Source organism: Salmonella sp. 3C (assembly GCF_025426275.1).
Classification (GTDB): domain Bacteria; phylum Pseudomonadota; class Gammaproteobacteria; order Enterobacterales; family Enterobacteriaceae; genus Salmonella; species Salmonella enterica.
Window position 1 is genome coordinate 623511 of the sequence record NZ_CP104858.1, and the last position, 22054, is coordinate 645564.

Consider the following 22054-nt stretch of genomic DNA (forward strand, 5'->3'; position numbering starts at 1 on the left):
CCCCGTAACCAATATGACTTCAACAAATCCTTAAGAAAATCATAATTTAACAAGATACAACTTATCTATCTTATCTATCTCAACCTAAAAACTATTGACCTATAAATGTGCCCTAATTTTAGCTATCTAAGTAGAGTTGTGAAACGTCCTCTCTTGGCCTTGCCACAAGACGGACTAAAAGGAAGCGACAACACTTTAACTGCCATTCAGGACAGTTAGTCAACACGCAAAACCCCGCCTCTCAATAATCAACTTAAAAATCAAAAAATATACAAAACCCCTTCCATATCAACACCATCGCCACTCTTTTGCGCCTTCGCGCAAAAAATAAAAATCCCCAACAAACTCAACCACCTCCCCCACCAATTACAAGGACGCCAGCAAATAAAACAAGGGGCAACGTGAAAACGTAGCCCCTTTTTGTTGTCTATGGAAAACCCCCAGCTAGGCTGGGGGTTCCGGAAAGCTTTCAGCTTTAAGCCAGTTATTAAAACCCCTTTTGATTTGTTAAAACATCTTGCGCTCTGGCAACTGCAAAAGTTCAACAAGAAATCAAAAGGGGGTCCCAATGGGGGACGAAAAGAGCTTAGCGCACACCCGATGGAACTGTAAATATCACATAGTTTTCGCGCCCAAATACCGAAGACAAGCTGTAAATAGACCCGTTTTAGTTCCATACATTTTTTGAGTTCCCGGCCAAATAATGGTGCTGTCGGTATTCCTCCGGTGTCATATTGTTCAGCGATTCATACGGGCGTTCACAGTTATATTCTGATAACCATTTTTCCGTGATTTCACGTACTTCATTCAGCGTTCTGAACAGATAAAAATCGAGTATTTCTGTGCGATATGTCCTGTTAAAACGCTCAATGAAAGCATTTTGTGTCGGCTTACCCGGCTGGATAAACACCAGTTTTACGGCATGTTTCTCTGCCCATTCAGTCAGTGCCAGAGAGATAAATTCTGGGCCGTTATCCATGCGAAGCATGGCCGGATAGCCACGGTTTGCCGCGATCCTGTCAAGCACCCGGACCACTCGTGGGGCTGGCAGATTCCGATCTATTTCAATCGACAACGCCTCACGGTTAAAGTCATCAACGACATTGAACGTGCGAAAACGACGCCCACAGACCAGGGCATCATGCATAAAATCAACAGACCAGCTCTGGTTCAACGCTTCCGGCGTGGCCAGTGGCGAAGGGTTACGCACCGGCAGCCGTTGTTTGCCCTTACGGCGAAAATTCAGCTTCAGCAGACAATAAATACGGTGGATCCTTTTGTGATTCCACATGTATCCCTGCCGCCGCAGAACCTGAAAAAGCTTCGGAAAACCGTATCGTGGATACCGTTCAGCTGCCGCCTGCAGTGCGGTAATAACGGGTTCGTCACGTGTGTTATCCGGACGGTAATGATAAACCGTTCTGCTCAGGTTCAGGCTCCGGCAGGCCTGACGGATACTGAGTCCGAATGCCGTTATCAGATGAGTGACCAGCTCACGCTTAAAGGCTGGTTTTAAAGCTTTTTTTCGATAACGTCTTTCAGCGCCCGGTTCTCAAGGCTCAGGTCGGCAAACATCTGTTTGAGGCGTCGGTTCTCGTCCTCAAGATCTTTTATCTTTTTAATATCAGAAGGTTCCATGCCGCCGTATCTGGACTTCCAGTTATAGTAGGTGGCCTCAGAGATACCGGCCTCCCGGCAGACATCTTTAACGGTTCGTCCAGCTTCAACCGACTTAATCACAGTGATGATCTGATGCTCAGTAAAACGGGCTTTACGCATAGCGATCTCCTTCGTTGGCAGATTGATTATGCCGGATGATCTCTAAATGTGAATGGCACGATTATGCGGGATACTTACAAAGCGTTCTATGGAGAGAAGCGTAGGGCAGTAGGCAGCATATTAAGAAAATTGTGTGAATGGAAAAACGTACGAATTCTGGAAGCAGAATGTTGTGCAGATCATATTCACATGCTTCTGGAGATCCCGCCGAAGATGAGTGTGTCGAGTTTCATGGGATATCTGAAGGGTAAAAGTAGTCTGATGCTTTACGAGCAGTTTGGGGATCTAAAATTCAAATACAGGAACAGGGAGTTCTGGTGCAGAGGGTACTATGTCGATACGGTGGGTAAGAACACGGCGAAGATACAGGACTACATAAAGCACCAGCTTGAAGAGGATAAAATGGGTGAGCAATTATCGATCCCTTATCCGGGCAGCCCGTTTACGGGCCGTAAGTAACGAAGTTTGATGCAAATGTCAGATCGTATGCGCCTGTTAGGGCGCGGCTGGTAAGAGAGCCTTACAGGCGCATCAGAAAAACCTCCGGCTATGCCGGAGGATATTTATTGTCTATGTCCACTTTACGTCCACCAAATTAAAGGATTTAACGCCAGGATTAATGCAGTCATTAAAAGTATGGCACTGACTACTTTAGGAAGAGGCGTCCGTCACATCACTGCACGGAAAGTCTGCACAGAACACGATCTGCCGCCGGACACCATTAAATTGCCCCGCAACGTGTTATCAATACTACTCCCTACGTTTCCCGTTACCTTGCTGTCGGTACGTTTACCTCATTGTCTGAAAGGTTATTTGCGAAGTTATCATTAATAATCCACGGGCGTCTGGTATGCGAATCCAGTTCCCCAATCCTGGCGCTTTGCCTGTGCGACCATACGCGCGTAAATAAGCCTGAAACCAAACTTCACCGCTTAACGCTCTCCCCTTCCCCGATTTTTATGAAAAAAATCATCACATGATCAAGGGTCGTATTTGTTATTGCATTTTTCAAATGATATTGGTAATTATTATCATTCTCATTAATGACTTGTTCGATTTATGACGTGGAGAGAGAGGATTTCTCATGCGTATTCTGTTTGTCGGTCCACCACTGTATGGACTGCTATACCCTGTGCTGTCCCTGGCGCAAGCGTTTCGTGTTAATGGCCATGAAGTGCTGATTGCAAGCGGTGGAAAATTTGCACAGAAAGCAGCCGAAGCTGGGTTGGTGGTATTTGACGCTGCGCCTGGTTTCGATTCGGAAGCGGGTTATCGCCGTCAGGAGGCATTACGAAAAGAAAATAACATTGGAACAAAAATGGGGAACTTCTCATTCTTCAGCGAAGAGATGACTGACCCGCTGGTCGCGTTCGTCGGGCAGTGGCGACCAGATCTCATCGTCTACCCTCCCCTTGGGGTCGTTGGACCACTGATTGCCGCTAAGTATGACATTCCGGTAGTGATGCAAACCGTCGGCTTCGGTCATACTCCCTGGCACATCAAAGGCGTGACGAAATCACTTTCTAACGCCTACCGCCGCCATGGGGTCAGCGCGCCACCAAGAGATCTGGCGTGGATAGACGTCACACCGCCCAGCATGAGCATACTGCAAAATGACGGAGAGCCGGTTATCTCCATGCAATACGTCCCGTATAACGGCGGCGCCGTCTGGGAAGAATGGTGGGAACGTACACCTGATCGCAAGCGTCTTCTGGTTAGCCTCGGCACCGTCAAACCGATGGTGGATGGCCTGGATCTGATTTCCTGGGTAATGGATTCTGCCGGCGAAGTAGATGCCGAAATCATCCTGCATCTTCCGGCAAACGCCCGCTCGGATTTACGTTCGCTGCCGTCGAATGTCCGTCTGGTCGACTGGCTTCCGATGGGCGTTTTCCTTAACGGCGCCGACGGTTTTATCCACCATGGCGGCGCAGGCAACACCCTGACGGCGCTACATGCTGGCATTCCGCAGATAGTCTTTGGCCAGGGTGCCGACAGACCCGTCAATGCCCGCGCCGTGGTCGAGCGCGGATGCGGCATTATTCCCGGTAAGAGCGGGCTTACGAGCAGCATGATCAATACCTTCCTCGGTAATCGCGCGCTTCGCGAGGCGTCGCAGGAGGTCGCGGCGGAAATGGCGGCCCAGCCTTGCCCGACCGAGGTGGCAAAAAAACTGATCGCCATGCTGCAACACGGCTAACCGCGGCAGCGCAATGACAATATGGCGGCTGAACCCAGCGTGTGTCGCCATATCTCATCTTTCACCGATAAGGAGGCTTAATGCCCGCGACTCATTCCCCCATGCCCGCTCGTGCCTGGATAGTTCGCCTTGCCCGCGTGTGTTGGGAACGTAAAACACTGAGCATCATTGTCATCGTAGCATCAGTATCGACCATTTTACTGGCTGCGCTGACGCCGCTAATAACGCGTCAGGCCGTCAATGACGCGATAGCAGGCGATACGACCCACCTGCCGTTACTTGCCTGCGGCCTGCTGTTAATTGCCCTTTTTGATTTTATCGGGAATTACGTGCGCCGCGGCTATGCCGGGGAACTCTCGCTGTGGGTTCAGCATACGTTACGTAGCCGTGCGTTCGACAGTATTCAAAAACTGGACGGCGCAGGCCAGGACGCCTTGCGTACCGGGCAGGTCATTTCGCGTACCAACAGCGATCTTCAACAGGTACACACCTTGCTACAGATGTGTCCGGTGCCGCTGGCGGTGCTCACTTACTATGTGGCCGGTATCGCGGTGATGCTATGGATGTCGCCATCCATGACGCTTATCGTGATTTGCGTACTGGCCGCCCTTGCTATTACCGCCCTGCGCGCCCGTCGCCGTGTTTTCGCACAAACGGGGCTTGCCTCAGACCGGCTGGCGCACATGACGGAACATATGCGCGAAGTATTGGAACAGATCTCAGTGGTGAAGTCCTGCGTGGCGGAGTTACGCGAAACGCGTTGGCTCGATGGTCAGTCGCGGCAGATGGTGCGGGTACGCATCGGCGCCGCTATCTCACAGGCGATGCCGGGCGCAACCATGCTGGCGCTACCGGTGATAGGGCAAATCGTCCTGCTGTGCTATGGCGGCTGGTCGGTAATGAATGGGCGCATCGATCTGGGAACCTTCGTTGCGTTCGCGAGTTTTCTCGCTATGCTGACCGGCCCTACCCGCGTACTGGCATCGTTTTTGGTTATCGCACAGCGCACACAGGCGTCGGTGGAGCGCGTCTTCGCGCTTATCGACACGCGTTCTCGCATGGAAGACGGTACTGAGTCGGTTGAAGGTCAGATTATCGGGCTGGACGTGGAGAAGATGAGTTTCCACTACGACAACGGTAACCGTATCCTCAATGAGATCTCGTTTTCCATTCACGCCGGTGAAACCGTGGCAGTGGTTGGCGCCTCCGGCTCCGGGAAATCAACGTTGCTGATGTTGCTGGCGCGCTTTTACGATCCCACCTCCGGCGGGGTGTGGCTCAACACCACTACGGGTCAACAGAATATTCGCGACCTGAAACTGACGGCGCTTCGTCGTCGCGTTGGCGTAGTGTTTGAAGACGCGTTTCTGTTTGCCGGTACGGTGGCGGAAAACATCGCCTATGGGCACCCGCAAGCGACTCAGGACGACATTCGACGCGCCGCCGATGCCGCAGGCGCCAGCGGGTTCATCAATGCGCTACCGCAGGGGTTCAACACCCGACTGGCCGAACGCGGAAGCAACCTCTCCGGCGGCCAACGCCAGCGTATTGCGCTAGCCCGGGCACTGATTACCGCGCCGGAACTGCTGATTCTCGATGACACAACCTCGGCGGTCGATGCCGGTACTGAAGCGGAAATTAACACGGCTCTTGGTCGTTATGCCGATAATGAGCATATGCTGCTGGTGATTGCACGCCGCCGTTCAACGCTGCAGTTAGCCGATCGGATCGTCGTGCTGGATAAAGGCCGCGTCGTGGATATCGGTACCCAGGCGGAGCTGGATGCAAGGTGTCCGACGTTTCGCTCGCTGATGAGCGGCGAGGGTGATTTTCTCGCCCTTGCCCCGGCAGAACAACGGACGCTATGGCCAACAACGCAGGCGGCAAAATCCGACGACGCGCATGAGCGCCAGACACCCGCCGGAAAAGGTTTTGTCGACCGGATGACGCGCGTTCCGGAACGCGCCGTACAGATGGCGCTGGCAGGCCACGGGCGTCAAGTCTCATCGCTGCTGACGCCAGTAGCCTGGATGTTCGTCATCGCCGCCCTGCTTATCGCGCTTGATTCCGCCGCAGGCGTTGGCGTGCTGGTGCTTTTGCAGCGCGGTATTGACTCAGGCGTTGCCGCAGGGGATATGTCGACTATTGGCATATGCGCTCTGCTCGCGCTGTGTCTGGTAGCGATCGGTTGGTGCTGCTATGCGCTGCAAACGATCTTCGCCGCCCGCGCGGCAGAGTCGGTACAGCATACGGTACGCTTACGCAGCTTCAGCCACCTGCTACGCCTGAGTCTTCCCTGGCACGAGAAGCACATCGACTCGCGTCTTACTCGCATGACCGTCGACGTTGATTCACTCGCCCGATTTCTGCAAAACGGTCTTGCCAGCGCGGCCACCAGCATCGTGACGATGGTCGCTATCGCCGCGGCAATGTTCTGGCTTGACCCCATTCTTGCGTTAACGGCATTAAGCGCCGTACCTGTAGTGATACTGGCGACGTGGATTTACCGCCGTTTGAGCTCGCCTGCCTACGCCCAGGCACGGCTGGAAATTGGTAAGGTGAACAGTACGCTTCAGGAAAAGGTCTCCGGTATGCGGGTAGTGCAGTCACACGGTCAACAGAAGCAGGAAGCCGCCAGGCTACGGGCGTTATCAGACAACTTCCGCGCCACCCGCGTGCGGGCGCAAAAATACCTTGCTGTCTATTTTCCGTTCCTGACCCTCTGCACCGAGGCCGCCTATGCCGCCGTGCTTTTAATCGGGGCTACCCGGGTCGCCGGAGGCGAAATGACGCCCGGGATACTGGCGGCGTTCTTCCTGCTACTGGGACAATTTTATGGCCCGGTACAGCAGTTGTCAGGCATTGTTGATTCCTGGCAGCAGGCGACCGCCAGCGGCAAACATATCAATGCGCTATTGGCGACTGAGGAAACGGAGAATATTGAACCGTCCTCCATAACGCCTGGCACTGGCGGCGCGCTACGTCTGGAGGCATTGACATTCCGCTATCCCGAAAAAACGCAACCTGTGCTTGATAATCTCTCGCTCACCATTCCGCCAGGAACGGTGGTCGCGGTGGTCGGACGTAGCGGCGCCGGCAAATCGACGCTGATCAAGCTGCTGGCCGGGCTCTACTCTCCCGGCAGCGGGCAAATCCGTGTCGGTGAGCGCCTAATTGATGCCGCGTCGCTTAGTGATTATCGTCGCCAGACGGGGCTGGTCACTCAGGATGTCGCATTATTTAGCGGCGATATTGCCGAAAATATCCGCTATTCGCTGCCAGACAGCAGCGACACGGAGGTGGAGATCGCGGCGCGACAGGCGGGACTCTTTGAAACTGTGCAACATCTGCCGCTGGGGTTCCGTACTCCGGTCAATAACGGCGGCACGGATCTGTCCGCGGGCCAGCGTCAGTTGATTGCCCTCGCCCGCGCCCACCTGGCGCAGGCGCATATTCTGCTGCTCGACGAGGCGACAGCGCGTATCGACCGTAGCGCCGAGGAGCGCTTAATGACCTCGCTTACCAGGGTGACGCATACCGAGAAACGCATCGCGCTTATCGTCGCGCACCGGCTGACCACCGCTCGCCGTTGCGATGTTATTGTCGTAATCGATAAAGGATGTATCGCTGAATATGGCAGCCATGAGCAGTTGATAGCGACTCATGGCCTGTATGCTCGTCTGTGGCGGGACAGCATCGGCCAGACACGCGATACGCAAGGAGAGGTCATAGGATAGTTTTTATCGCCACGATTTACGCAAAAGAAAGCCCGCAAGCGGCTGTTCCTGTAACAGCCGCTTTAGCTATTAGTACTGACCGAAATATAAATGAGATGGAATACAAAGAATGAGACTGAGCCCGCCCGTCGCTCCTGTCGCTATACAGACCGCTACGCGCCTTCGCCGCCAACTCGCCGCCGGAAGCCAGGTTGACGCTTCTCACTTCTGGCGAGAAGCAAACTCGCTCGCACTGCCGCTGGTGACAGCCATTAACGGCGCAGACGATGAACGGGAAGTCACCTTCCTGTGGCGTGCCGCCTCTCCTCTGCGGGGGGTTTATGTTCGCCTGAACCGTGTCACCGATAAAGATAACGTGGCGAAAGGTATGATGACGCAACTGCCCACAACGGATATCTGGCATCTGACGCTTCGCTTACCGGCGTCCTACTGCGGTTCCTATACGATGGTCGAAATACCACCGGAAACCCCGGACGAGACGGTGTTGCAGCTTGGAAGCCGTTTCGCCTCCCTTGTCGGGAAGGCGGACCCGCTGAACAGCACGCCGGGAATAAATGTTCGGGGCAATGCGCAGGAGTCCGTTCTGGCGCTGGATCATGCCCCGGCACAGGAGGAGTGGTCAGGCTGTCGCGCTTACGCCGGGCAGCTTTTCACCTCAGAGCATCGGCTCGCCGGACAATGTCGCCGTGTGCGGCTGTATCTTCCTGACGTTCCTGTCGTACAACCGCTGGGCTTGCTGGTACTCACGGATGGCGAGATCTGGTTCGACCATCTTGGGGTAAGCGCCGCCATTGACGCCGCCATCCGCAGCGGACGCATCGCGCCGGTGGCCGTACTCGGCATTGATAACATCAACGCGCGTGAACGCGTCGCAATCCTCGGCGGTCGCCGCGAGCTGGTGCTCGACATTGCCGAACGCCTGCTGCCAACTCTTCGCGCCAACTACCCGGAACGGCGGTGGGCGGACCGTACACAAACGGTGCTGGCAGGGCAAAGCCTCGGCGGCGTGACCGCGCTGATGGCGGCCCGCCACGCGCCAGAGAGCTTCGGCCTGGTGCTGAGCCACTCCCCCTCAATGTGGTGGACGCCGGACAACCGCAATCGCCCGCCCCATTTCAGCGCAGAAGAGCGCTCATGGGTCAGCGAACATGTGTTATCCGCGCCCTCGCCAGCCGTACGTACGCATCTGTGCGTGGGAGCGCTGGAAGGTTCGACGGTCCCGCAGGTCAAACAGTTGCATGAAAAATTGCGCGCCGCCGGCGTTGAAAGCCATTGCAGCGTGTACACCGGCGGTCACGATTATGCCTGGTGGCGCGGCGCGCTGATTGACGGATTACGTCTACTGCCCCGATAAAACTTCACCTGCCAAAAAGGAATCACATCCGATGTATGGTCGCCAGTACCACAACAAGTGCTATCGCATGGCGCTATTTTTAGTGAGTTTTTGTTTTAGCGCGCTGAGTTATGCGCAGCCGGATATGCAGCCATTAGGACCGAATATTGCTGATAAAGGTTCGGGATATTACCATTTTAGGGTCAATGACTTTCAATCTGCCGATGGCGCAAGACATTACCGGGTATGGACCGCTATTCCCAATAAAGCCGCCCCGCCGTCGGGTTATCCTGTCTTATATATGCTGGACGGCAACGCAGTGATGGACAGACTGCCGGAGACGCTGCTCAAACAGCTGGCAGACCACTCGCCGCCGGTGATTGTGGCGATTGGCTATCAGACTAACCTGCCGTTTGATCTTAACGGCAGAGCTTATGACTATACGCCGGCGCCGGGAATCGAAGGCAGTGAAAATAACCCGCGTTTTCATCGTAAGACCGGCGGCGGGCCAGCGTTCCGCCAGCTACTGGAGAGACATATCGCGCCGCAGGTGGAACAAGGAATAACCATCAACCCCGAACGGCGCGGGGTATGGGGACATTCTTATGGCGGCCTGTTCGTTTTAGACTCCTGGCTGTCATCATCCTTCTTTCATATCTATTACAGCGCCAGCCCGTCACTCAGCAGGGATAACTTTGCCCTGTTGAATCGCCTTACGGCAGTGAAGCCGTCGCCGTTCTGCCATAAAAAACTCATCATAATGGAAGGTTCAGCGTCGAATGGGGATAGCAGGCAACGCCAGATGGCCGAGCTCCTGCAAAAAGTTCAGGAGACCGTGAGAACGCTTGAGAACAACGGCGTTAACGCGGCCCTGCAGCATTACCCGGGCCTGGGCCACGGGCCCATGTTTAACGCCTCTTTTCGCAGTGCATTGCTGGATATCAGTCGCGAACCGGCAAGCCAAAAACCACGCTGTCATTAACCCGCCGCCAGAATATGCCCGCCAGCGACGGGCATAATCCATCAAAACGAGGCCGTCACACCGGCATAATAAGCCCGACCCGGTTCGTTATAGGTATTTGCCCCTTCGGCGGAGCGATAGATCTGTTTATCGAAGATATTGCTGATACCGACATTAAGACGCAGGTTCTTATTGATATCGTAGTTAACGTTAGCGCCGACCAGTGAGTAAGCCCCCAGCGCTTTCCCGGACAATCCTTTGGTCTCTTCACTACGCGACTCCGCATGTGTTCGCGGTTTTTGCTTGCCGTATAACGTCCAGTTGACGTTAGCGGAGAGCGCGCTGGTGATAGTCCAGTCGAGGAAGGTATTCACCGTATATTTCGGGATTATCGATAAGGGATTACCGGTATCTTTTTGCTCAGAAGTGATCATATAAGTCGCATTGGTATTCCAGTTCAGACGGTCCGGCATCAGCGGAACAGCCATGCTGGCTTCAATACCTTCAATCAGCGCTTTACCGCCGTTCTGCCACTGCAATACATAAGCGCCAGATGCGCTTCTGCCAATAATCTGATCACCTGCGACAATCTTATTCTGATAATCGTTACGGAAATACGTTACGCTTGCGTGATAATCGTCTACGGTAAATTCCAGCCCAATCTCTTTATTGATACTAATTTCAGGATCGAGGTTCTTATTACCGACCAGGTAACAGCCGCCTGACGTAATATCTTTTGGACAACCGTTGCCTTTCGAATAGAGTAAATACCCCTCACTGGTTTGATACAAGTTCGGTGCCTTAAAGGCCCGGGCAATACCGGCTTTCACCTTGACGTATTCACCTAACTCCTGGGAAAGGTTAAGACTGGGACTAAAATTACTCCCGGATTCGCTCAAATAGTCAAAACGCAGACCCGGAATAATATTGGTACCGGCCATGGGTTCGATATTATCTTCAACGTACAGCGCACTGATTTCCGATTTATTTTTGCTGCTACGGTTAGCCGCCGAACCGGGAATCCCGGCGATATTGCTATCCTTAACCGTCAGACTGGTAGAGGAAGGATCGTTCAGCTCATCGCGGTTCCACTCCGCGCCGACGGTGAGCGTTTGCTCAAATAGCCATATCACCGGGACATTCACCTCGCCGCTGGTGCGATACGAGATCAGGCGGTTAGTGGTGAACGTCTGGTCGTTGGTAATGCGCCCCTCGCCGCCGCCGGAGAGTCCCTCATTCATGCGGGTATTATCGGTTTTTTCATAGTAGAACCCCAGGCGGCTTTGCCCCCAGTCCCAGATGCCGTTATGAGTTAGACCGTAATTCTGCCGGTACAGGCGATTGGTCTCCCGCCCGGACTGCGCCAGACTTTTAGTAACCGCGTTCGAAGTACTGTTTTGCGTATCGCCGGCATAGATATTCCCCTGCCGACTGTATCCCGCTTCAAAATCAAGGATTTGCTGCGGGGTCATTTTCCATGAGAAGACGCTATTAATATCTTTATTGGTGACCCCCTCCCGTCCGGCGGCATTCTTGGTACCGGCGGAGGAGTTAATATCCCAGCTGTCGGCATCGGTTCTGTTGAGATTACCGTACAGACGCATCGTCAACGTATCTCCAGCCAACGGGCCGCTAAGGCTAAAGTTACCCCGCCGGGTGTCACCTTCTTTGCTGCTTTCCGGCTGGTTGGTATAGAGCGACAGCGAACCATGCCAGTCGTTAGTCGGACGTTTGGTGATGATATTCACCACCCCGCCAGCGGCACCGGAGCCATAGCGCGCGGCGGCGGGCCCACGGATCACTTCAATACGTTCTACCATCTCCGGCGGTACCCAGTTCGTATCGCCACGGGTGTCGCGTTCTCCGCGCCAGCTATAGCGAACCGAATTTCGTGACGTCACCGGCACGCCGTCAATCAGCACTAAGGTATTTTCCGGCCCCATACCACGAATATCAATTTGTCGGTTATTTCCGCGCGTCCCCGAGGCGCTATTGCCGGTAAGATTAACCCCAGGCATCTTACGAATAATATCGGCAAGATCGTTAACGGGAGGATTCTTCTGAATATCGTCACGAGTAATAATCGAAACGCCCGGCTGTTGCTTTAATACTTGCTCGGCAGTGGATTCAACCACCATCGTTTCGCCGTTGTCGTCTGTAGATTCTGCTGCTGATAATGGACTATTAACCCCTGTAGAAACCACGGTTATTAACCAGAGGAACTTATTAACTTTCATACCCATTCCCTAAATAATGTCTAAAGTAGCGCTGTTGCCCTCAAGCTCACATCCTTGCCAGGTTACGGCTATATAGTAATTATTATCATATGCTAATGATAATAATTATCATTCAATTAAGAAAAAGGCAATCTTTCGACCGCAAAAATCTGGTCATAAGAAAACAGAAACGGGATTTTGCAATATGACTCTCTGTCCGGGCTCCGCTTTGCCAATAAATCCGGGAAGGGTGGCAGAATGCGCCTACTGAGCGGAGGTTTTACAAAACAGGAATAGATAAAATAAAACTATTTTTCAAAGCGTTAATGACAAGAAACAACCAGGAAAAATGGTATAGCGCGGTTCAGAGTCCATCGGCGCTTCCCTGCCGACGGCGAACCGTTCTTACAGTTTGCCAGAGGCTTTCCGTCAGGGTAATGGCGGGATCGGATACGATTGTAGTCATTCGATATATGACGATGAAAGTGATGTTGGCGCCAAAATACAAAGCGCCTGGTAATATTTATCAGGCGCTTTGCAGACAGAAAACCATCAAACATCGGTTTCTCGTTCTCCAGCATCTACCGGGAAAAATGACAACCCACTGTTAGTGGATTTTACTGTCGGGTCTTGCCAGGGATTTTGTGTTACCCCCAGGTCTTTTAAAAGACCGCGTAACAGCACTAAATCCTTGGGTGTCATTTTTTGCTTTGGTTCACCCTCTTTAGGTGGACGAATATCCTCCTGACTAGTACATGTAACACAATAACCTTTTAACTCTATCCACTTAGGCTTAGGGGGGGCCTTAGGATCGGTAGGCGTCGAGCTGACAACGCACGAACAGGCACTTATACATCCAGGCATAGCGTTTTCCTTTTCAAACAATTCGCTTTAGTTGGAAGTTCTACTTGAGAAAATAGGAATGGTTATTCAGATATTTTTACCGTCGCATACTCCTGTAATAATAAAAGATACTGTAAATAATTTACTCTCAGCTACTATTCAGTAGCAGATTGTTATTCTTACATTGCTTTTATTTCAGGTTTACGTCAAAAAGGGCTAAATATTTTCACTATAAAATTCGTTAAAGAGTGTTTGTGTACTTGTAGACATTGTGGCGTCTTCGGTACGCAAATGGGTTAGTGTACAATCTTTAAAACAGGTATTGTTTAAATTAGCCTCAGCCAAATCAGCCCCGTCCAGGTTCGTAGAAATGAAACTCGCCTTTCGCAGATTTGCCCGGGTTAAGACAGCGTCTTCCATAATTGCAGCCATTATAGTAGCACCCTGTAATGTCGCACCGCTCATATCAGCACGTATAAGGGTTGCGCCTGAAAGATTAGTGTGATCCATATTTGCACCGGAGCAATTACATTCTATCATGCTACAGCCTAACAGACTCGCGTGTTGTAAATTGGCGCCAGTAAGATTAGCGTGATCGAGGGTAGCGCCACACATAATGCTATCTTCCAGACAGGCGTTCTTGAAATTACTGTCGCCTAGTGATGTTCCCGATAGATTTGCGCCCTTAAAATTTGCACCTTCACAATCCGCCATAAACAGCACTGCCCCCTCTAAATTTGCGCCGCTTAAGTCTGCGTCACATAAATTTTCTGACGTCAGATTTGCTCCGGTAAGGACAGCGCCTTTAAGATTCATGCCTCCCTGGGCAGTTAATATTACAGAATCCTGAGGGAGAGAAAATTCGCATCTGAATAGTAAAGCTCGGCATATTTTTTCAAAAGAGGCAAGCGGAATTTCTCTTGTCTCAGAATGGTCGCCTTTACTGACTCGTACAATAACTTGTCCAGCTTCGTTATTCTCACCAGGAAGATTAAATTCGACACGACACCCATCCATATCATCCAGGATGATGTTTTCTGGCAACGGAGCACCTCTGTCAGGCATTGTACTTTTCAATGTCTCAGCCATAGTCTCTATCAATTCCTGATATTGTGTTTCATTTCTCCGACGTATCCCACCACAGGTAAAAAAGTTAATGATATATTCCAGAATGGTTTTGGGCGAGGTAGCTTGCCGCATAGCAGCAGAAGTCCCCGCGCCAAAAGCAGATTTAGCCATACCAGCCAGACTATCGAGTGAACGCTCCATATATTTTCTCCCAGAGACAGCAACACAGTGCATGATAAAATTTATCATATAGATTTGCATTTAGAGATAAGGTGAATACCCCCTTTACGTCTGGTTACATAATAACGTATCACGACGCGTTGCTGTCTGGCTTACACAATAGCAGCCAAATAAATATATTGGCTTATACTCGTCATACTTCAAGTTGCATGTGCTGCGGCCGCGTTCCCTCACCCCAGTCACTTACTTTAGTAAGCTCCTGGGGATTCGCTCGCTTGCCGCCTTCCTGCAACTCGAATTATTTAGAGTATATAACATCATTTAAAATAATAAACACGGCATTCGTTTTAATACTACGTTCAGGACTCATCCCACTCATTAGCAGAAAACCTATTAAAAAGCGTGTTCAGGCGTTTTATTACCGCCATTGATAAACTGTTTAACAACATCGTCTGTACAGACCTTCTTCGTTGCCTTTACGTTTAACTCAATCAGGCTACCGTCTCGGTTATAAGTCTATCGAGTAGTAGGGACGTAGTATGACGATGCAGCAAAGTGATATGGAAAGATATAATCCATTATTAATGTTAAAAGAAGTCATGGCGCAGACGCCTTATCGCCATAAACGCTGGGGAGAGCGTAAGTTTCGCTATAAATTTGTATTACGTTGCCTTATTAACCCCGTAACGACAATTAAATACTTCAATGAATTATGCCATCTGTCTCAGCCCAGAACGCTGATTATTCATCGTCCACTGTTGCCGGCAAAAATCCAGCGGCCCTATTTGTATACCGGGCTTAGCATACGTTGCCGGGCAAAAGCTATTCTGGAACACTACCAGTTCGTTCAGTCCTTTCCGGAAAGTAAAATTAAAAAGATCCTCCTGTCCGAGGAACAAATCTTGCTCGCTCACCTGGAAGGAAAAAACGACGCTCTGGTAGATATCTACTGCGGTCCCTGTGGCTATGACAGAGAAGGTGAGCTGACATTAACGCTGTGTTTCAATGATACGCCGTTGGCACGTTTATCATTTTCCTTTATCCGCCATGAAGGGAAGCAAATAGCGCTGGTTGCCGGGTTACAAGGGCCCAGTAAACATGTCGGCCCACAAGTCATACGTAACGCCACCAAAGATTGTTACGGTCTCTTTCCTAAACGGATGCTGTATGAAGCTTTTGCAACATTGATGCAGGCCTGTAATGTCGACGAGATTTATGCGGTAAGTGAAAACAACCATGTTTATCGTCAACTCAGGTACTTATTCCAGAAGAAAAAAACTTTTGTGGCCAGCTATAGTGAATTCTGGGAGTCGCTAAACGGCGTTAAGAAAGGTGCCTTATATCATCTGCCATCACAGGTGATGCGTAAAGCGCCTGAAAGTATCCCCAGCAAAAAACGCGCAGAGTATCGGAAACGCTATCATATTCTGGATACAATAATACAAGAGGTTAACAGCCTCTCCCGGTAGAACTATTTCATACGCGGATGTGCAGATCCTGCTACCGTTCAGCGGATCTCTTTGAAATCTGTATCGCTACTGGATGGTTAAATACAGAATGGCTTGCGAGTGAATAGCGCGGCATTTAACCGTCGCTTTCACTCATGCTATGATCAACATCTTAATCTTATTCCCTTCACCATAACGCCATCGATTAGCATGTTAACCATTAAATACAAGCTAAACATTTGTCACATTTTTATTTGGTTAAGCAAAAAAATAATACAAAATAGAATTTTCAGTAAACCAAGTCAGGAGTTTTGGTGAAAATACAAGAAGTTAAGCGTATATTAACCCGCTGGCAGCCGTCTTCCTTTACCCTATACCGGGAGGTGTTTACGCAATACGGCGGTAGTATCAATATGCACCCAGATATTGTTGATTATTTTATGAAGCGCCATAACTGGCATTTTAAATTCTTCCACTATAAAGAAGATGATAAGATTAAAGGCGCCTACTTTATCTGTAATGATCAGAATATTGGCATCCTGACGCGCAGAACCTTCCCGCTATCGTCAGATGAGATACTTATTCCAATGGCACCAGATTTACGCTGCTTCTTACCCGATCGTACTAACCGACTTTCGGCGTTGCATCAGCCACAAATACGCAATGCCATATGGAAACTCGCCAGAAAGAAACAAAATTGTCTGGTCAAAGAAACGTTCTCTTCTAAGTTTGAAAAAACACGCCGTAATGAATATCAGCGATTTCTTAAAAAAGGCGGAAGTGTAAAAAGCGTTGCTGATTGTTCTTCTGATGAACTGACTCATATTTTTATCGAGTTATTTCGGTCTCGTTTCGGCAATACTTCATCCTGCTATCCCGCTGATAACCTTGCCAACTTTTTTAGTCAACTGCATCACCTTCTGTTTGGGCATATTCTTTATATTGAAGGGATACCCTGTGCATTTGATATCGTATTGAAATCTGAAAGCCAGATGAACGTCTACTTTGACGTATCTAATGGTGCAATTAAAAATGAGTTCAGACCACTCAGTCCCGGCAGCATACTAATGTGGCTAAATATTAACCGTGCCAGACATTACTGCCAGGAAAGACAAAAAAAATTGCTTTTTTCCATCGGCATACTAAAGCCTGAATGGGAATATAAGCGCATGTGGTCGACCCCCTATTTTACCGGAAAATCGATTTGCTAAAAAGAAAGCCTGGACGTAAATATGTTTTTTACGTCCAGATTTTTCATAAGTCCTGATGAACTGATAAAAAACGAAAGTTTAATCATAATTTGAAAAATAAGTTAACCACCATATAATCATAATGACAATTACTCGAAATTCACTTACACTACACTCGGTTTTACGGAATTGATTAACACAGTATGTTACAGATAACGTGCTAAAAAGCGTGCAGCGGTTATACATTTTCATATGTGTGTGTCATTAACCTGGCGTCAGGAACAGATGATGATGACAACTACCCTTTTATCTCTTCTGGCCTGGCATACCGTCAGTAGATTAAAGGTGTAGCCTTGCTTTATGGCATTACAAAAATGTGGGTGAGGTCTATGCTCAATGTATACGTTATTTGTAACAACGCTCTTGTGCATAAACAATACGTTATTGCCAACAGCACTGAACGGGTACAGTGGTTCTTGCTGACAACAGGCTTAAAGATCGCCTTAACACGGGATACCTGATAACTGGATTATATTATGACACATGCAGACTGGCTGATTCTTGGGTATACAACTGTTATTATTATTTTTGGTATTGTATGTTATATCGGATTGCTTAAATTGATAACGAAAGGCAAGCATGAAAAATAACGCACTTACCGGGAAGAATATACTCTCAGGAGATAAAATGCTTCGGCAATGATATGACACCACTGCCGAAATGCTATTTTTAAAGAAATCAATCAGGTATTGAGGGTGATTTTATCATAGCCGCGCCAGCGATAATTCAACAACGAGAGCAGCCAGAATAGCACAAAAGCACCCACTACCCAGAAGCCCACATTCCCCATATGATCGTTAAGCGTGCTGACGGTCTGCCAAAATGTTCCGCTTAACTGTAACGCATCATCAATCAACCCCAGCGCCTCAAGCCCGCCAATCGCCAGCGCGACAATGACGGATGCGGCGGTAATGGTCATATTATAATAAAGCTTGCGTAATGGATGCGAGAAAGCCCAACCGTAAGCGCCGACCATGACAAAGTTATCCAGGGAATCTACCAGCGCCATCCCGGCGGTAAACAGCACAGGAAAAATCATCATTGACCAGAGAGATAGCCCCTGGTTGGCTGCTGAAGCGGAAATGCCCAGCAACCCAACCTCGGTTGCGGTATCAAATCCCAGACCAAACAGAAAACCGACAAAATACATATGCCAACTGGAAGTGACCAAACGAAACGTACGCTGAAATATACGCGTCATCAGCCCGCCAGGTATGGCCTCGTCATGCGCCCTCACTGACTCGCCGCGGGTAACCGAGCGAAATTGCCGCCAGACGTTGAACAAAATAAACAGGTTAAGCAGGGCCATCGCCAGCAGAAAAAAAGCGGAAACAGCCGTACCAATCAACGAACCATATTGATGCAAAACATCAATACGATCGCGAAATGCCATCGACGTCACAACAATCGCCAGACATGCCAGAACGACAATGGTCGAATGACCCAATGAAAAAAACGCCCCCACGCCTAAAGGCGTTTTACCCTGCTGCATCAGTTTACGGGGGACGGTATCGATGGCTGCGATATGATCGGCATCAACCGCATGACGCAGCCCAAAGCTATACGCCAGTATGGCTGCACTTAGCATGACTGCATGGTGATGAAAAACACAGAACGCCCAAATCCAGGCCAGGATGTTAACCCCGACAAGAAAGACGGTTAATGCTATTCCCCGTCGTTTAGTATGATTATTCATGCCCCTGCACCCACTATATTTTTAATTAACGCTACGGTTTGTAGGGGGAATGTATGATTATTTGATTAAAACGTCACACCTCAAGATGCGACTTTTTGTAAACGTGCTTTACCGCTGACACATTTGTGCGCATTACTGCGGAACAAGGCTTAAAAAGCGTATCCGAACGTATAACCCTCCCAACGCTTCACTACGGGAAAAATGGGGATGAGTACGGTGCAGGCGTGCAATATCATTGACCAAAGCCAGACCAATGCCCGCCCCGGCCACATTTCCTACGTTATCGAGCCGGTGGAACGGCTGTAGCGCCAGATGGATGTGTTCATCATCAATGCCGGGGCCGCTATCTTCGACAACCAGCGTCACGGCATCGCCATCCCGTTCAAGCCGCGCGGTGACGATACCTTGCTCAGGCGTGTATTTCAGCGCATTATCCAGCAAGTTTCCGCATAGCTCGCTAAGCAGTACCTCATCCCCCTCGATCCACATCGCTTCCTGTTCGCCTTCGTAGCCCAGGTCGATATGTTTACTCCGCGCCTGCGCCAGGCGGGTAAAGCAGCCGCTCTGTACGATATCGTACAGATTCACCGGGGAAAAGCGCCGCTCGCCCTGCTCTTTATGCTTTACCGCAGAAAGTTGCAACAATCTTTCCGTGAGCTGAATGGTACTATCCAGCGTTACGCTCATCGCCTGCAGACTTTCGTACCAATGATGAGGGTGCTGGCTGGCTAACGCCACCGCCGCCTGCGTTTTTAACACCGCCAGCGGCGTTTTTAACTGGTGAGAAGCATCGGCACTAAAGCGTTCCTGCCGGGAGAGAATGCCGCGGAGCCTGTCAATGTAGCGATTAAACGCCACGATTAACAAGCGTGTTTCCGACCACGGCAGCAGTTCCGGCAGCGGCGTTAACAGACCCGGTTCGCGGCGTACCATTAATGACGAAAGTTGACGCATAGGGCGCAGGATCCGGCGTAATAACCAGCCAACCAGCACCAGGGTCAGCAACACCAGCAGCCCCTGTGAGATCCAGGAAGAGAACAGCAGTTGGCCCGCCAGATAACGACGGGACTGCAGCGTCTCTGCGACATAAATCTCCGCCATGCCGATAATGCCGCCTTCGTTGACCGGCTGTAGCAAACGCGCCACGCGGATCGCCTCGCCGCGATACTCGGTATGATAGAACCACGCCAGCGCCGGATAAAGCCGGGTACGGGGCGTAGCGGGCGGCATGACGGGCAGATCGTCATAACCGGAAATGACCTTTCCGGAAGGGTCGACGACTTTGTAATAGAGTCGATCATTCATATTAAGCTCGAAGCTATCCAGCACCACCCAGGGCACGTTAACTTCCAGATGGTTATTGCGCACCACCAGCCGTTCCGATACCGTTCGCGCCGAGGAGAGCAACGTACGATCATAAGCCTGAGTGGCGGCCTGTAGCGCATTGACATAGCTGTTAAACGCCGACAGCCCCCATAGCAGAATCAGCGGCAACCCCAGGAACAGTAAGAGTTGCAGGTACAACGATTGCGGCTTAACCCACTTCATCGCCGCGCTCCAGCACATAACCCAGGCCGCGCAGCGTCGTAATTCGTACATCGCTTCCCTGGAGTTTTTTACGCAGTCGATGAATATAAAGTTCGATGCTTTCAGGGCTTACCTCATCGTTCAGGCTGAACACCTGTTCAAAAAGCTGCTGACGCGAAACCGGCCGCGTTCGTCGGTACATCAATACGGTTAAGAGCGCCTGCTCACGCGGCGTCAGCGCTAACGGCTGTCCCTGTAACAGAAAATACCCTTCATCATGAAAGATCAATTCCCCCAGTTGCTGAACTTCATGAACCTGCCCAGCGCTGCGTCGCAGCAAGGCCCGTAAACGGGCATCCAGCTCTTCCAGTTCAAAGGGTTTCGGCAGATAGTCATCGGCGCCGACGTTGAGACCTTTTACACGATCCGCCACCGCGCTTCGCGCCGTGAGCAGCAAAACGGGCAAGGTCTGACCGCGTTTACGCAGCCGTTGCACCACCTCCAGTCCATCCATTCCCGGCATATTGATATCCAGCACCGCCAGCGCGTACATTTCACTGTGCAGAAGATGGTCAGCCGCCAGGCCGTCAAATACGCAGTCCACGGCAAAGCCGTTTTGCACCAGCGCTTTCTCCAGCCAGTGAGCCAGCTCACGGTTATCTTCCGCCAATAAGAGACGCATATCACATCCTGTAAAGTTTCTGCCGCATTGAAAGGGAATTGAAAGGTTATTGTTTTAACAATCACGCAACCGAACTGCTACATGTCGGCTCACATAATCACAAAAATCTTCTTCCGAACCTGAAAAATCCGGACGTCCGGCGTGAGGATAAAAAATGAAAAAACAATTACTTCGTACCCTTACTGCAAGCATTTTATTAATGAGTACCTCTGTTCTGGCGCAGGAGGCGCCGTCGCGAACGGAATGTATCGCGCCAGCCAAACCTGGCGGCGGTTTCGACCTCACCTGTAAGCTGATTCAGGTGAGTTTGCTGGAGACTGGCGCTATCGAGAAACCCATGCGGGTAACGTATATGCCCGGCGGCGTCGGCGCTGTGGCCTATAACGCGATAGTCGCTCAACGCCCTGGCGAACCCGGGACTGTGGTCGCCTTTTCCGGCGGTTCGCTGCTCAACCTGTCGCAGGGGAAATTTGGTCGCTACGGCGTGGATGATGTGCGCTGGCTGGCAAGCGTGGGCACTGATTACGGCATGATCGCCGTGCGTGCGGATTCCCCGTGGAAAACGCTGAAAGATCTGATGACGGCGATGGAAAAAGATCCCAACAGCGTGGTCATTGGCGCTGGCGCCTCTATTGGCAGCCAGGACTGGATGAAGTCGGCGTTGCTGGCGCAAAAGGCGAACGTCGACCCGCACAAGATGCGCTACGTTGCCTTTGAGGGCGGCGGCGAGCCGGTGACGGCATTAATGGGCAACCATGTTCAGGTTGTCTCCGGCGATCTCAGTGAAATGGTGCCTTATCTGGGCGGCGACAAAATCCGCGTGCTTGCCGTCTTTTCAGAAAATCGTCTGCCGGGCCAGCTTGCCAATGTCCCTACCGCTAAAGAACAGGGCTACGACCTGGTGTGGCCGATTATTCGCGGCTTCTACGTCGGGCCCAAAGTCAGCGATGCCGATTACCAGTGGTGGGTGGATACCTTCAAGAAGCTCCAGCAAACCGACGAGTTTAAAAAGCAGCGCGATCTGCGCGGCCTGTTTGAGTTCGACATGACCGGCCAGCAGCTCGATGACTACGTGAAAAAACAGGTTACTGATTACCGTGAACAGGCGAAAGCCTTCGGACTCGCGAAATAATC

The 22054-nt window shown here is 50.9% G+C and carries 14 protein-coding genes and 2 pseudogenes; 9 read left to right on the top strand and 7 right to left on the bottom strand.

Features of this window, described 5'->3' with window-relative positions:
* Positions 1-568 precede the first annotated feature (568 nt).
* Positions 569-652 (top strand): annotated as a pseudogene (locus N7E69_RS02890) (IS200/IS605 family transposase); the annotation flags it as partial.
* 15 nt (positions 653-667) lie between these two features.
* Here the strand turns inward: N7E69_RS02890 and N7E69_RS02895 are convergent.
* A protein-coding gene (locus tag N7E69_RS02895; protein WP_089113803.1) for an IS3-like element IS1351 family transposase occupies positions 668-1779 on the bottom strand; the annotation gives its coding sequence in 2 pieces (ribosomal slippage) (positions 668-1518 and positions 1518-1779; 1113 coding nt in all).
* A 78-nt stretch (positions 1780-1857) separates the two neighbouring features.
* Here N7E69_RS02895 and tnpA point away from each other — a divergent pair.
* From tnpA to N7E69_RS02920, 5 genes and pseudogenes are all read left to right on the top strand, one after another.
* Positions 1858-2238 (top strand): annotated as a pseudogene (gene tnpA / locus N7E69_RS02900) (IS200/IS605-like element IS200F family transposase); the annotation flags it as partial.
* Positions 2239-2863: 625 nt separating this feature from the next.
* Positions 2864-3979 carry a salmochelin biosynthesis C-glycosyltransferase IroB gene (gene iroB / locus N7E69_RS02905; RefSeq protein ID WP_001221120.1) on the top strand — a complete coding sequence of 372 codons (1116 nt, stop codon included), beginning with the start codon at positions 2864-2866 and terminating at the stop codon, positions 3977-3979.
* 80 nt (positions 3980-4059) lie between these two features.
* A complete protein-coding gene (gene iroC / locus N7E69_RS02910) occupies positions 4060-7716 on the top strand; it encodes a salmochelin/enterobactin export ABC transporter IroC (protein ID WP_001111816.1) in 3657 nt (1218 codons plus the stop codon).
* Positions 7717-7825: 109 nt separating this feature from the next.
* Entirely contained in the window at positions 7826-9070 is a 1245-nt protein-coding gene (locus N7E69_RS02915) for an esterase family protein (protein ID WP_001239935.1), read from the top strand.
* A 31-nt stretch (positions 9071-9101) separates the two neighbouring features.
* Positions 9102-10031, top strand: coding sequence for an alpha/beta hydrolase (locus N7E69_RS02920; RefSeq protein ID WP_000274364.1), 930 nt, complete (start codon positions 9102-9104; stop codon positions 10029-10031).
* A gap of 41 nt (positions 10032-10072) precedes the next feature.
* Here N7E69_RS02920 and N7E69_RS02925 read toward each other — a convergent pair whose 3' ends face one another.
* The 3 genes from N7E69_RS02925 to pipB2 form a co-directional block, all read right to left on the bottom strand.
* Positions 10073-12247: a TonB-dependent siderophore receptor gene (locus N7E69_RS02925; RefSeq protein WP_001675482.1), complete on the bottom strand. Its 2175-nt coding sequence runs from the start codon at positions 12245-12247 to the stop codon at positions 10073-10075.
* Between the two features lie 531 nt (positions 12248-12778).
* A complete protein-coding gene (locus N7E69_RS02930; RefSeq protein ID WP_077906643.1) occupies positions 12779-13111 on the bottom strand; it encodes a hypothetical protein in 333 nt (110 codons plus the stop codon).
* 174 nt (positions 13112-13285) lie between these two features.
* A complete protein-coding gene (pipB2, locus tag N7E69_RS02935; RefSeq protein ID WP_001675481.1) occupies positions 13286-14338 on the bottom strand; it encodes an SPI-2 type III secretion system effector PipB2 in 1053 nt (350 codons plus the stop codon).
* Between the two features lie 518 nt (positions 14339-14856).
* On the opposite strand from pipB2, the gene N7E69_RS02940 reads away from it, so the two are divergent.
* Positions 14857-15786 carry a VirK family antimicrobial peptide resistance protein gene (locus N7E69_RS02940; RefSeq protein WP_000178740.1) on the top strand — a complete coding sequence of 310 codons (930 nt, stop codon included), beginning with the start codon at positions 14857-14859 and terminating at the stop codon, positions 15784-15786.
* Positions 15787-16079: 293 nt separating this feature from the next.
* Positions 16080-16976 carry an antimicrobial resistance protein Mig-14 gene (locus tag N7E69_RS02945; RefSeq protein ID WP_000701510.1) on the top strand — a complete coding sequence of 299 codons (897 nt, stop codon included), beginning with the start codon at positions 16080-16082 and terminating at the stop codon, positions 16974-16976.
* 721 nt (positions 16977-17697) lie between these two features.
* On the opposite strand, the gene N7E69_RS02950 is transcribed toward N7E69_RS02945, so the two are convergent.
* The 3 genes from N7E69_RS02950 to tctD all read right to left on the bottom strand — a co-directional run bounded on the left by N7E69_RS02950 (position 17698) and on the right by tctD (position 20920).
* Positions 17698-18711: a HoxN/HupN/NixA family nickel/cobalt transporter gene (locus tag N7E69_RS02950; RefSeq protein ID WP_001752451.1), complete on the bottom strand. Its 1014-nt coding sequence runs from the start codon at positions 18709-18711 to the stop codon at positions 17698-17700.
* Between the two features lie 132 nt (positions 18712-18843).
* Positions 18844-20259 carry a sensor histidine kinase gene (locus N7E69_RS02955; RefSeq protein WP_000872348.1) on the bottom strand — a complete coding sequence of 472 codons (1416 nt, stop codon included), beginning with the start codon at positions 20257-20259 and terminating at the stop codon, positions 18844-18846.
* Positions 20246-20920 carry a transcriptional regulator TctD gene (gene tctD / locus N7E69_RS02960; RefSeq protein ID WP_001237934.1) on the bottom strand — a complete coding sequence of 225 codons (675 nt, stop codon included), beginning with the start codon at positions 20918-20920 and terminating at the stop codon, positions 20246-20248. Before tctD ends, N7E69_RS02955 begins: the two co-directional genes overlap by 14 nt.
* Before the next feature lie 154 nt (positions 20921-21074).
* Between tctD and N7E69_RS02965 the strand changes: the two genes are divergently transcribed.
* Positions 21075-22052: a Bug family tripartite tricarboxylate transporter substrate binding protein gene (locus N7E69_RS02965; RefSeq protein WP_000744416.1), complete on the top strand. Its 978-nt coding sequence runs from the start codon at positions 21075-21077 to the stop codon at positions 22050-22052.
* Positions 22053-22054: the final 2 nt, after the last annotated feature.